The following is an 11728-nucleotide window of genomic DNA, read 5'->3' on the forward strand; positions in this document are numbered from 1 at the left end:
GGATACACGCAAACTCAGCTAAATGGCGTGGCGAGGAGGCTAAATGAACGACCAAGGAAGACGCTAAACTATCAAACACCGGCTGAACGATTTAACCAACTTGTTGCGTCGACGGATTGAATCCGCAGTTAGCAAGCGACGGTCGATCACCATCAAGTTCTTAGTTTTGAACGTCCGCTGTCAGGAGTGAAGCGGACCACCCTTTAGAATGCTCAAGCAGCCTTCTCAGCAATTCCCCAGCGTCTCTTATGGCCGAAGTGCCGCCACCTAGGCTGCTCCGAAGTTTCCGCAAAATGACTCTTTTACCGACTGTTCATCGCCCTGCCCTCTTCTGCGCCTAAGGAAGCGCTTGTCGTCCACCCTTTTCCACCCACCAAAATCTTGAAAGTCCTCCAATAAGCCCCCCCATCACAAACCAACTGGAATCAAGACTTTCAAAGGACTTCCACGCTACTCAAGAGTACGTCGATAAACGGCAACTCCCCCAAAGGCTCCAGTTGATTACCTCTGATCCTCAAGCACCAAATTTCCCCCGAAATAACATCCAGGTGTAGCGATAGGCATTGCGTCCTGTACTGCCAAATATGCCAGTCTAGTAAGGGGGGGCTGCTAATTATCCAATCATGCTGTCCGTCAGGACTGACCAGGCTTCTCTGTCGCCTTGAATAACCATCTTACTTATGCCGTTAATTTTTCAAACGCCATTATGCTGCACATCTGTTTTGGAATCTCCGATCAAAACCCCGTGGTTGCTGGCTTTCTGGATCACTCTGTGTAGGCAAATACTGAAATAACTTCATATATCAAGCCTGCGCGCCCCAAAATATTGGAGTCGCTAGTACGCTTCATGTGAAAACCATGGATGCGCGGCATACCTACATCAGCATGAACGAGTAATGCACCCGTACATTGATGCTGCAGCCCGACAAATTTACACAAAACTACACAAAATGTTGCCACTGGCGATTTTTTGTGTAGAATTACACACGGCGTCAGGGAAGATGAAAGGAGAAACATGAATTCCTCGAAACTAATCCAGATGCTGGAAGACGATGGATGGCAACTAGTAAGGGTTAAAGGTAGTCACCACCACTTCAAACACCCGTCAAAGCCAGGACTTGTAACAGTGCCCCACCCCAAAAAGGACTTGCCGAACGGAACTGTAAACAGCATCAAAAAGCAAGCCGGGCTCAAGTAGCCCGGTTTTTTGCCGGATGCGTAATTAATTTGCATATCAACGGGAGATATCTAATGTATGTACCAGTCGCAATTCACAAAGAAGATGGTAGCGTCTTCGGCGTGACAGTCCCGGATATTCCGGGCTGCCATTCTTGGGGCGATTCTATCAACGAGGCTGTAATCAATACCAAAGAGGCTATCAAGAGCCATATTGAGACCCTGCTTGAATTGGGTGAAAAAGTAGATATTCAGCCGTCCACTATTGATGATCTAATCGGCAAAGATGAATTTGCTGGCGCTACATGGCTATTAGTAGATGTGGACGAGAATATGCTCGATCCAACCCCAGAGCGTGTAAACATCAGCTTCCCTCGTTTCTTGTTGCACCGAATTGATGAATATACCGCCGCGCACAGAGAAACAAGAAGTGGATTTCTTGCAAAAGCAGCCATGAAAGAGCTCGCGCACGAATAAAGAATTGGCTTCAATAACTCGTTTCGGCGAGTTATTGAAGCCATAAGAATCCGCTCTTTGAACCCTACTGTTCTGCGTCTTTGCTTTTTGCTGCAAGCCAGTCTAGTCACTGGGGTCTGCGATTTATCCACTTCGCTGTGTCCCTGATTCCGTCAGGTCGGTTTGAGTATCTTGGTCTCTGCGGTCTTTCAAGCCGCTGGGTATTTCGTGAGTCTCATCGGGTAAGCAATTAAGCGAGGCATTTCGGCCCCAACGTAAATAGCAACTCTCGTCGCTCAGGTCTCTTGACCTGTCTCTATCGTGCCTTCTACGGCACTCCCAATATTTGAATGAATCTTTTAGATCACACATCCGGCATACTCTTCATCCACCTACCACCAGTGAACTATCCTCTCGGAACCGTCTTTTCCCCTGTGTCCAATTGCGAGCTACTGCTCTGCGCCTGAACCACAACACTTTCCGGTAAAGAAAGGAGGGGTATGTGTAATGCGAACATCTTGTCCTTTTGTGACATCCAGCTAAATCCGCTCTAACGCGCTCGATATTTCTTTCACACCCTTACTTCTGTTCTCCTAGCCAAAGACTAGGCAGAAAGACAGACAGCTCTGACACCACGCATCACAAAACCACCAGCCACTAACTCGATCGCCTCGCGGCTTCGTGTCTGTGACTCTGGGTATCAGTGCGCCCGCGCGGGGTTACTTGAAACTCTACTAACAGTTGATTGAATTGCTTTGAATGTCTTGCCCGGACTCGGGCGATAACAAACGACGGATTGCTCCATGCGTCTGTTGAAGACTGTTCCGCATACACGGAACGGGTGAGTATCGCTGTGTGCTTACTCGATTCTTCGCGGGGACTAGCCGCTCTGCTACTAAGTTTGAAATTCCCACTCATCTGATTCTTGCGAATCGCATCTATAGAGAAATGCAGCTTTTCACTGGAGCCACCCAGACAGTCACCGAAGTGAGAGTGAGGCGATTGAATCACATTCGCACTGGCAGTGTCAATTATTTTCAAATGCCATTATCCGGCACATCTCTTTTGGATTCTCCGATATAGCCTCTGTGTTTGCTGGGTTTCGGCATCACTCTCTGTAGCTGAATTCTCTTTTTGAGTGGACTGGAACCACCAGAATCGAACGGTTTATGAGCGCACAGGAAGGCTCCAGAATGGCTGTTCCTATAACTTATTGGCTTTGTCGATAATCAATCCAAGATATAAAAGTGCCTACTTGTAGCGACTTTTTAAACAGCCATCCCTCACGAGAATCAATCTAAAGCAAAAAAGTGCCTACTTGTAGCGACTTTTCTTAAAATTCCTCTCATCTCAATCAATGGTTTCTGTAAAAAGTGCCTACTTGTAGCGACTTTTTTGCTCGACCCAATAAACCCGAGCCAATATTTGTGAAAAAAGTGCCTACTTGTAGGCCCTTTGGTAACACCTTTGTCTAGTGAATCGGGGGCGATTCATTGTACAGGCCTATGGTTGAAGCAATTGCGGCGCAAGACTCCTCACACCCTTATGTCAAAGCAGTTGGCAAACTAGGGCAGGCTGAAATGCCATCCTCGTCTGACAATCAGAGCGTCTTGGAAATGCTGGCGTTATGCCAGAATCGGGAAGTTGATCAGGAATCCGTAAACGCAGATCAAATAGAAGAACTGGCCGGTCTCGTTTACCGGCGTTGATTAAAACCCCTCGTTCATGAACTTCACCCCAGACTTCAAGCCTCGGAACATGGAGGCATCACTGGACTTTGCATCACCCCGCTCTACTGCTTTGGCAAACTCGCTGCGACGGGCTTCCTTTCCAGAAGCGCACTCATCCTGAATGAACCCTGGAGCGCACGAATCTTGGCAGGCATCGGGCTGCGGAAGAATCTCGCCTCGCGCCACGGCCTGCATCTCAGCCTTCAGTTGTTGAGGTGTCTGTATCTTCATCGCTCTCATTCAAATTATTTGGCTCTCCGCCTTTCATTTTCGAACAAATCGAACAGCAATGCACCAATCGAGCGAATCGCATTACCTATAACTATAATTATAGGTAATGGCACTTTTCGAATCGGGTATCCGGATTTTCCGGTGGGTGAGACTTTAGAAATGTCGTGATGACTCATGCATCCGGTTGGTCATCTGGGCTGGTAGATTCCGGTCTTTGCAATACCGCGCTGGCACGCTTGGCCATTATTTCCTTGTCGGTTTCTGCCAATAGTCTTGCAGCTTCTTCCGGTTCGAACCCAAGGTCGAGGAAAACATTCCCGTTAGCAGGTGTTATGTGTTGACTTCCGTTTTCAGTTTTTTTCATGTTCGCCATCACCTTTTGAGATTGCGATAGAAGTTTTCGTGAGTGCCAACCAGAAGAAGAACTCGCGTTGACGGATCAAACTCATAGGCAAGAAGGAAAAGTTGGTTCACGCAATCAAACTTGAATACGAATACGCCCGCAAGGTCACCTTTCTTTTCCTCGCCGAGGCCGGGGTTCTGAACAATCGAAGCTACCGCAGTATCAACAGCATCTTTTTGGTTGGCGTGCAGCTTCTTATATGCACGAGCAAAGACATTCGTCTGTAGAACCTGAACTTCAGGCACGGAATTGACCTGGTGTGAAAGAGGAAAGGCTATTACGGTCTTCTTTTTTCGCCACCAACAGTTCGCTTACAAACTCGATAGGAAGATCTGGATTATCTAATGCCGCCTTCCCAACCTTAGCCCAAAACTCCAACTGTCCCGCAATAGTGCGACATTCTCCATGCGAGGCGGCCTTCGCTTGCTGGTACAGGTCATCTTCAATTCTTACAGGCATACCCATGTCAATCTCCATTACTACTTTTGTAGTAGGTAGAATATTTCACAACGCTTCTCACGTCAACAGCAAGAACCACCCACCGGAAAATCCGGATACCCTTCGAATCTAATTACCAGTTGGCTCTCTATTAAAGGCGAAATTTCGGCCAAAGTGGCCAAATCAGTGAGCATAGAAATTGGACAATTTAGCGGCCCAAAGCAGACTCTACGTTTGTGGTAGCTGGCTACCGCTGGAATGCAGCAGATGATAAAAGAATTACACTGGTAGCTGGAATACCTGATTAGCTGCTCAGTATGTGCGCTCATTAGTAATTTTCTGGGCTGCCTTTATCCCGTTATCTGATAAGAAGGATGCCAACGCAGAGTACATATTGCGATATTTCACTGACTTGATGGTTTTAGGGCTGAAGAAAAGGCTAATTTCTGAAACTGCGTCATCTGAGCCTTCTCTTAAAAACAGAGGAGATAATATTGTTAATAAGTGGTTCGCGGACTCGATCTTTTCTTCATCGTGGCGCGTAAAGGCATTGACCGCGAAGCGGAATGAGCCTAATACAATATCAATGATGCTGCCAAAATGAGACTGACCAATGGCCGAATAGTGAAAGCCAACGATACGTTCAAGACGGAGTTCCTTGGAATACGGTAGACCGGTAATACCTGTGGTAAATTTATCACGTAGGTGTCCATCAATTTTTTTATCTTCAAAACGATCGATTAAGACTAGGCCATGAGATTGCGGGCGACTCAGGAAGCAATCATAGTGGTAGCAAATGCGGTTAATTTCATTACGTCTTGCCTCAGCTGGGCTCGTGGCGACATTATGTAGAATCATCGAAGCAAGAAAGATGCATTCATGAGCAATTGCCGCCTCCACTATAGCCTGTTTTAGGGCAATGAAATCTTGGTGGCTCAAGTGCTCCGGACCAGGGTTGAATTTAAGAACAAATCTTTGTGGAACCTTGAAAGTCCGACGAATAGAGTCGATTGCTAACGACAGTGACTGGGCTGCTTCGCCATTAATGACTAGGCCGCCATATACAAAAAAATCGTTGTCCTTCTCTTCAAGATTGCTCTCATCACAGTACAGCATGTACATATAGCGGCCTTCAATCGTCCTTATTGGAAAAGGCTTCAGTCCAGATTGATCCGGACACTGAGCTAGGTGGTCTGTTCTAGATATTCAGCAGTGATCGTCAATGAATTTGACTGACACATCAGGCATTCCTGTGATTTTCAGCACTACCTCGTTCCCGTCAGGCTGGATGCTAAAAGTTTTGCACCGGTCATACCATCTGCGAGTGAGGATGACATCGATCCCATGAATGGATCCTTTGACATGATTGATAACCTGCTGGTTTTGGTGCTCACCAGCATCCGTGAATGAATATTTTGAGATGAAATCGCGGAGAGACTCTTCGTCCTTGATTGCCTTAAATGTAGTAATGGCTGATTGAATGTCTGGCATGTTGTCCCTTTATTGAAGTGGCGCTAAGGAGAGGCCGGCGTGGCCGGCCTTTGCTGCATTATCCGCGTGGAGGGAAAGGATCCTTACCTGGTGAAATGGTGTCCTTCGCGCGAATCTTGTTGTCCACACCTTTGATAGTCAGCTCTCCCCCGCCTTGGTTGCCAAGCATATCCCTTGCGGTGTTGATTGCTTCTTTCTGGGTGTTGTGAGTGCTGGAAGGTCGGCTTGCGTCGTTTCGCTTGTTGGCCCACTTTCCGTCTTCGCGTTGATAGACCATGCGGTCTTGAGGTTTTCCTGCCATGATGATTACTCCTATTCGCATGGCATGTTGACGGTTCAGTCAATTTGACGCACCATTCGCATGCCGGTTAACGATCAATGTTCACTGGCCTAGCGGCTCGAATCTGGCTTCCCGACCAAAGGCACCCAGTTCGAGCCGTTGTTTCATGTCCCGCCGTATCGGCCACTATCGGCAGGACTCACCTTCTAATCATTTCCTTTCTCCTTCAATAAACCACAATATCTAGTGGTCCAACGCATTGATTTTGGCTAATTCTAGTGGTCGAACGAATTTATGCAAGCAGGAATTTGGCCTATATATCCTGTGCCACCGGCATCGCCCGCCGTTGTGCTTCTCTATCGTTGATTAGCAAAAAATAATGTTGCCGGTTTGAGTCTGGAATTCTTGGATTCCGGGTCGGTCTTGATGAGGCTGAATCGAGCCAGTTGTGGAGTGGTTTTTATGTCGAGCGGGAGAATCAGTGGAGGGCTACTTTGGAGCCGGTTTCTGGGCCCCATCTTAGATACGTCTACGATGAGTGTCTAAAAACGTAAACAAAAAGGCCGCATTAGGGACCTGCGGATAAACAGTCCGTATCTCGGCAGAAAGTAGCCGAAGTAATTCAAACAACAAATTGACTGCTTTGGCCGAGGACCTGCTAGGACAGCAGTTCGGCCATAGCTGTCGGTGGTACCTTGATGTTTCAAGGTCCGGTATGGAATGGACTGCGGTCAAGGAAGTGCCAAGCATCGTCAAGGCTGCGTGTTTGATTGAACTCCATAATTTTTGTATACGAACCCAGCAAACACCTGGTCCAATTTCGCGAATCTAGAATCACAATATTCATCGGAGATAGCCGCGGCTATTTTAGACTGGTCAAATAAACACTACTGCTTCCACATTTGCGTCACCCTATATGCAATTTAGTGCTCACCTAACCGGGACCGGAAACTTCATCTAGCCGCATCCACTACATACGCAATGCCGGTAACTCAATATCAGATACATCGGCCACGTCAGCAAAGTTATCGATCAACTCTTTGGGAAAATAGCGCAGATGTTCCTGCTCAAGTGGGAATAGCGGCAGATATTGCCGAAGCATATCCAGCATCATGCCCGCTTGGGCGGCATCACGCGGTTTCTTCACGGGGTCGCGGTCAGGCTGGTTTGAAAGCCAAGCCTTGTGAATCGCGAAGGCGCGCGGATCAGGGACGTTGATAATCAGCGGAACACCTGATTCAGCAATTACAGTCGACTGGACGGCAGGCGCATTGCATAACCACTGCAACCCAGGCACTTCAGATGCGACCAGATCTCCATTGGCAAACGATACTCGCTCACCCCTCATATCCTGCACCGGTGTAATTAGGTCAACCATGAAGCCGTCGTTATTGACAGCTCGGAACCCGCCGCTTGTGATTGGTGCGAAGGTTTTATCGACGCTTTGGAGCAATCCGAGCAACCCCCTCCCATCCAGTTTGGATATAACAAGTGAAATCTTCTTCCTCGGGTCGTACAACAAATCCACATCGCCAGACGCGAGCAGTTCTTGCGTGCAGAATACGCCGGCCATCGCCTCATACGCGAACAGGGCGTGCGTCCCTACCACCCTGAAATCCAGTGCCGCAGCCCGATCATCCAAGGCAGACAGAATGATTGCCACGGCGCGAGGAAGCCTGCCAAGCCCCACCGCCTTATTGAGCTTGGACTGCTCCTTCAGCCTAGCCGAAAGTGCATCGTAGCGCTCAATTGCGGCAGTCCGTCCTTCGACGAACAGTCTGTGGATCTCTTCGGTGTCGGAGCTGCGTTTGCCTAGCGACTTCCCATTCCCCTTTGAGTCCGTAAGCCGGATAAGATATTCGTACCCCCCACTCTTCACCCACTTCATGCCGCCACGAAAATTCATGGCCGCAGCCCTTGCTTGCCGCCAAGCTTCAAGAAGCTGCGAAGACTCAACATGGAAGAGTCGCTGCTGGTTGCTCATTGTTCTCATTTATATTTTCCTTGCTTATTGCATTATTGGCATATTAAGGAAAATCTCAATGAAAGCAATACAAATCGGGTATCTGATTATGGATTTTCCGTCTGCTGGATATCGAGCGGCTGAATAGTGACCGGAGCAGAGCCTGTCCTAGAATTTGTGTATTCCGTTGATGGCAGATTAAGGTGTGGAGCGGGTTTTAGTCATGTTGGCTCTTCCGGCCGCTTAGGCCGAACTGCTGTCTGTCGCTTGCTCGGCCTAAGCGGAAATTCAGTTAAGAGTTACGCCACTTCTGCTATCAGCTCTTAACGGCCATTCGATCAATATGAAGAAGAGCTGAAATTCCTTCCAACCACTCGATTTGCGATTCAAAATTTAATCGTTGGCCCAATTTCTGAAATTTGGGAAACCTTTGATCCGCGCGCACGCTTCCCATGAGTGCTGGGTTTCTTCAATCTATCGATTGCGCTAGAATGCACGCCCTCTCAAGCATATCTGAAGACCGAACGGAGCACTCCCTTGTAAATCTGCATTGTCGCCAATCCTGAAGATTCCTCGCGTGCTAGATAGGGTTGCGCCGACCTCCTTGTTCCCCCGATCACGGCCTCGTGCCGGACCTAGTTGCATCTCTATTGGGCGGGGCACTGTTTGCTTTTGTCTCAACCGTCCGCAGTAGCGCGGACAAACACTATGGAATGACACCATGATGAAATCTTTACACCAAGACTGGCTTTCCAATACCAAGAACGACCTGCTCGCCGGTCTCGTGGTCGCGCTGGCGCTGATCCCCGAGGCCATCGCCTTTTCCATCATCGCGGGGGTCGATCCCAAGGTCGGACTGTACGCATCGTTCTGCATCGCCACGATCATCGCCTTCACCGGCGGACGGCCCGGCATGATCTCCGCCGCCACCGGCGCAATGGCGCTAGTGATGGTGATGCTGGTGAAAGAACACGGCCTGCAATACCTGCTGGCGGCCACCATCCTGACCGGCGTGTTACAGATCGCCGCAGGCTGGCTGCAGCTTGGTTCGCTGATGCGCTTCGTCGGGCGCGCGGTGGTCATCGGCTTCGTCAACGCGCTGGCCATCCTGATCTTCATGGCGCAATTGCCTGAACTGATCGATGTGCCCGTAGCGGTGTACTGGATGGTGGCGGCCGGACTGGGAATCATCTATCTCTTTCCGTACATCACAAAAGCCGTGCCTTCTCCGCTGGTCGCCATCGTGGTGCTGACCGCCGTCGCCATCTACTTCGGCATCGACATTCGCAACGTGGGCGACATGGGGCAGTTGCCGGATAGCCTGCCGGTGTTCCTGCTGCCCGAGGTGCCGCTGAACTGGGAGACGCTGGCCATCATCTTGCCGGTGTCGGCCACGCTGGCCGTGGTCGGCCTGCTGGAATCCATGATGACCGCTTCCATCGTCGATGACCTGACCGACACCTCCAGCAACAAGAACCGCGAATGCGTCGGCCAGGGCATCGCCAACATCGCTTCCGGCTGCGTCGGCGGCATGGCGGGCTGCGCGATGATCGGCCAATCGGTGATCAACGTGAAGTCGGGCGGTCGCGGGCGTCTTTCCACACTGGCGGCAGGCGTGTTCCTGCTGCTGATGGTGGTGTTCATCGGCGACTGGGTGTCGCAGATCCCGATGGCCGCGCTGGTGGCGGTGATGATCATGGTGTCCATCGGCACCTTCAGTTGGACTTCCATTCGCGACCTGCGCAGCCATCCGAAAAGCTACAGCGTGGTGATGCTGGCCACCGTGGCGGTGACGGTCAGCACTCATGACCTGGCGCAAGGCGTGCTGGCCGGCGTGCTGCTGTCCGGCTTCTTCTTCGCGCACAAGGTGGGCCTGCTCATGCGCGTCAGATCGCAGGCAGAAGATGAAGGCCGTATGCGCAGCTATCAGGTGATCGGCCAGGTGTTCTTCGCCTCCGCCGACCGTTTCGCCGCTTCCTTCGACTACAAGGAAGTGATCGAGAAAGTCCGCATCGACCTGAGCCGCGCCCACTTCTGGGATGTCACCGCCGTCAGCGCGCTGGACAAGGTGGTGATCAAATTCCGCCGCGAAGGCACCGAGGTCGAGGTAGTCGGCTTGAACGAGGCCAGTGCCACCATGGTGGACAAATTCGCCGTGCACGACAAGGACGGTGCCGAAGACATGTTGACTGGCCATTGAGAGGAGACAACCATGAAAAATGAAAACAAGGTAATGGCCTGCGTCGATCAATCGCGTATCGCCGACTGTGTGGCGGATTGCGCGGTCTGGGCCGCGAAGCGCCTGGATGCGCCGCTGAAATTCCTGCATATCATCACCCGCCATCCCGAGGTCGGCTCCGGCGATGACCACAGCGGTGCCATCGGCATCGGCTCGCAGGACAATCTGCTGACCAAGCTCAGCGACCAGGACGCCGCCGAATCGAAAGCCGCGCACGAAAAAGGCCGCCTCTTCCTCAACCGCCTGCGCGAACGCGCTGTCGCGGCGGGTGTGCCATCGCCCGACATGAAGCAGCGATACGGCACGCTGGAAGAGACGGCGGTTGAGCAGGAACCCGAGGTGCAGCTGTTCGTATGGGGGCGTCGCGGCGAATCGAGCGGAGATGCCGCACAGAAAGTGGGGCGCAACGTGGAGAGCGTGGTGCGCGCGCTGCACAAACCCATCCTGTCCATCACGCAAGGCTTCAGCGCGCCAACACGCGTGCTGTTCGCCTACGACGACAGCAGCCTGGCCCGCAAGGGTATCGAAATGGTGGCGAGCAGCCCGCTGTTGCGCGGCCTGCCCATCCATGTGCTGATATCCGGCAAGGCCAGTCTGGATGCACCGAAACAGATGGAATGGGCGAAGACGACACTGGCGGCGGCCGGTTTCGAAGTGATCCCGCACCTGATCCCCGGCGAGCCGCAGACGGTGGTCGCGCAGACCATCCAGGAACAAGGCATCGACCTGCTGATCATGGGCGCTTACGGACACTCGCCGCTACGCAGCTGGCTGTTCGGCTGCAAGACCAACGCCATGCTGGGCTCGGTCAACATCCCCATCCTGCTGCTGCGCTGACCGCCCATGACCCCGCAGCAGCTGGCCAGTTTTCGCACCCTGATCGAAACCCGGCTGGCGGAGACCGAAGCCGCAATCGCCGAGGCGACTGCCAACGCGGGCACGGTGATGCTGGACCAGAGCAGCGTCGGTAGGCTGTCACGCATGGATGCCATGCAACAACAGGCGATGGCGAGCAGTCAGCTCGCCACGTTGCAGAGGCAAAAGCAGCGCCTCATGGCGGCACTGGCACGTATTGCGAAAGTTGGTTTTGGAAAGTGTTGCGAATGCGGTGATGAGATCGCCGTTGCTAGGTTGGAATCTGATCCAGGTGCGCCGTTCTGCGCAGACTGTCAGCAGGCTCGAGAGCAAGAACGATGGGGGTGTAAAAGATTTTGTGTAAACGGTCATAAGGCAGGAAACTGCCATCACATTGAAAGGAGTGGAAATGACCGTATTACAGAAGAAGCCTTCGCCGGAGCTGATTGACCAATTGATGGCGGGC

13 protein-coding genes are annotated in these 11728 nt (G+C 51.5%); 5 read left to right on the forward strand and 8 right to left on the reverse strand.

Annotation, left to right across the window (positions count from 1 at the left end):
- Nucleotides 1–1015: 1015 nt before the first annotated feature.
- Nucleotides 1016–1198, forward strand: coding sequence for a type II toxin-antitoxin system HicA family toxin (locus ACYCZ5_RS13600; protein WP_461545342.1), 183 nt, complete (start codon nucleotides 1016–1018; stop codon nucleotides 1196–1198).
- 53 nt (nucleotides 1199–1251) lie between these two features.
- On the forward strand, nucleotides 1252–1653 hold the full coding sequence (locus tag ACYCZ5_RS13605; RefSeq protein ID WP_461545343.1) for a type II toxin-antitoxin system HicB family antitoxin: 402 nt from the start codon (nucleotides 1252–1254) through the stop codon (nucleotides 1651–1653).
- A 1688-nt stretch (nucleotides 1654–3341) separates the two neighbouring features.
- Here ACYCZ5_RS13605 and ACYCZ5_RS13610 read toward each other — a convergent pair.
- From ACYCZ5_RS13610 to ACYCZ5_RS13645, 8 genes are all read right to left on the reverse strand, one after another.
- A complete protein-coding gene (locus ACYCZ5_RS13610) occupies nucleotides 3342–3593 on the reverse strand; it encodes a hypothetical protein (protein WP_461545344.1) in 252 nt (83 codons plus the stop codon).
- Between the two features lie 172 nt (nucleotides 3594–3765).
- Nucleotides 3766–3957, reverse strand: coding sequence for a hypothetical protein (locus tag ACYCZ5_RS13615; RefSeq protein WP_461545345.1), 192 nt, complete (start codon nucleotides 3955–3957; stop codon nucleotides 3766–3768).
- An 8-nt stretch (nucleotides 3958–3965) separates the two neighbouring features.
- Entirely contained in the window at nucleotides 3966–4241 is a 276-nt protein-coding gene (locus tag ACYCZ5_RS13620; RefSeq protein ID WP_461545346.1) for a type II toxin-antitoxin system RelE/ParE family toxin, read from the reverse strand.
- Nucleotides 4234–4461 (reverse strand): ParD-like family protein, encoded by a 228-nt coding sequence (locus ACYCZ5_RS13625; protein ID WP_461545347.1) that lies wholly within the window; start codon nucleotides 4459–4461, stop codon nucleotides 4234–4236. Before ACYCZ5_RS13625 ends, ACYCZ5_RS13620 begins: the two co-directional genes overlap by 8 nt.
- Before the next feature lie 285 nt (nucleotides 4462–4746).
- On the reverse strand, nucleotides 4747–5556 hold the full coding sequence (locus tag ACYCZ5_RS13630; RefSeq protein WP_461545348.1) for a DUF3800 domain-containing protein: 810 nt from the start codon (nucleotides 5554–5556) through the stop codon (nucleotides 4747–4749).
- A gap of 84 nt (nucleotides 5557–5640) precedes the next feature.
- Nucleotides 5641–5925 (reverse strand): hypothetical protein, encoded by a 285-nt coding sequence (locus tag ACYCZ5_RS13635; protein WP_461545349.1) that lies wholly within the window; start codon nucleotides 5923–5925, stop codon nucleotides 5641–5643.
- Nucleotides 5926–5983: 58 nt separating this feature from the next.
- The gene (locus tag ACYCZ5_RS13640) at nucleotides 5984–6226 is read right to left on the reverse strand and encodes a DUF2188 domain-containing protein (protein ID WP_461545350.1); all 243 of its coding nucleotides are present in this window, start codon (nucleotides 6224–6226) and stop codon (nucleotides 5984–5986) included.
- 949 nt (nucleotides 6227–7175) lie between these two features.
- Entirely contained in the window at nucleotides 7176–8198 is a 1023-nt protein-coding gene (locus ACYCZ5_RS13645; RefSeq protein ID WP_461545351.1) for a GSU2403 family nucleotidyltransferase fold protein, read from the reverse strand.
- A 694-nt stretch (nucleotides 8199–8892) separates the two neighbouring features.
- Between ACYCZ5_RS13645 and ACYCZ5_RS13650 the strand changes: the two genes are divergently transcribed.
- The 3 genes from ACYCZ5_RS13650 to ACYCZ5_RS13660 are packed head-to-tail and all read left to right on the forward strand — an operon-like array spanning nucleotide 8893 to nucleotide 11712.
- On the forward strand, nucleotides 8893–10368 hold the full coding sequence (locus ACYCZ5_RS13650; RefSeq protein ID WP_461545354.1) for a SulP family inorganic anion transporter: 1476 nt from the start codon (nucleotides 8893–8895) through the stop codon (nucleotides 10366–10368).
- A 12-nt stretch (nucleotides 10369–10380) separates the two neighbouring features.
- Nucleotides 10381–11244: a universal stress protein gene (locus ACYCZ5_RS13655; protein WP_461545352.1), complete on the forward strand. Its 864-nt coding sequence runs from the start codon at nucleotides 10381–10383 to the stop codon at nucleotides 11242–11244.
- Nucleotides 11245–11250: 6 nt separating this feature from the next.
- Nucleotides 11251–11712, forward strand: coding sequence for a TraR/DksA family transcriptional regulator (locus ACYCZ5_RS13660; RefSeq protein WP_461545353.1), 462 nt, complete (start codon nucleotides 11251–11253; stop codon nucleotides 11710–11712).
- Nucleotides 11713–11728: the final 16 nt, after the last annotated feature.

The sequence above is a fragment of the Sideroxydans sp. genome (assembly GCF_054604835.1).

Excerpts from the sequence above, each read along its gene's own strand:
- ACYCZ5_RS13650 (WP_461545354.1), top strand. The coding sequence starts at position 8,893 with ATGAAATCTTTACACCAAGACTGGCTTTCCAATACCAAGAACGACCTG.
- ACYCZ5_RS13625 (WP_461545347.1), bottom strand. The coding sequence starts at position 4,461 with ATGGGTATGCCTGTAAGAATTGAAGATGACCTGTACCAGCAAGCGAAG.
- ACYCZ5_RS13600 (WP_461545342.1), top strand. The coding sequence starts at position 1,016 with ATGAATTCCTCGAAACTAATCCAGATGCTGGAAGACGATGGATGGCAA.
- ACYCZ5_RS13610 (WP_461545344.1), bottom strand. The coding sequence starts at position 3,593 with ATGAAGATACAGACACCTCAACAACTGAAGGCTGAGATGCAGGCCGTG.
- ACYCZ5_RS13635 (WP_461545349.1), bottom strand. The coding sequence starts at position 5,925 with ATGCCAGACATTCAATCAGCCATTACTACATTTAAGGCAATCAAGGAC.
- ACYCZ5_RS13655 (WP_461545352.1), top strand. The coding sequence starts at position 10,381 with ATGAAAAATGAAAACAAGGTAATGGCCTGCGTCGATCAATCGCGTATC.
- ACYCZ5_RS13615 (WP_461545345.1), bottom strand. The coding sequence starts at position 3,957 with ATGAAAAAAACTGAAAACGGAAGTCAACACATAACACCTGCTAACGGG.
- ACYCZ5_RS13660 (WP_461545353.1), top strand. The coding sequence starts at position 11,251 with ATGACCCCGCAGCAGCTGGCCAGTTTTCGCACCCTGATCGAAACCCGG.
- ACYCZ5_RS13630 (WP_461545348.1), bottom strand. The coding sequence starts at position 5,556 with ATGTACATGCTGTACTGTGATGAGAGCAATCTTGAAGAGAAGGACAAC.
- ACYCZ5_RS13605 (WP_461545343.1), top strand. The coding sequence starts at position 1,252 with ATGTATGTACCAGTCGCAATTCACAAAGAAGATGGTAGCGTCTTCGGC.
- ACYCZ5_RS13645 (WP_461545351.1), bottom strand. The coding sequence starts at position 8,198 with ATGAGAACAATGAGCAACCAGCAGCGACTCTTCCATGTTGAGTCTTCG.
- ACYCZ5_RS13640 (WP_461545350.1), bottom strand. The coding sequence starts at position 6,226 with ATGGCAGGAAAACCTCAAGACCGCATGGTCTATCAACGCGAAGACGGA.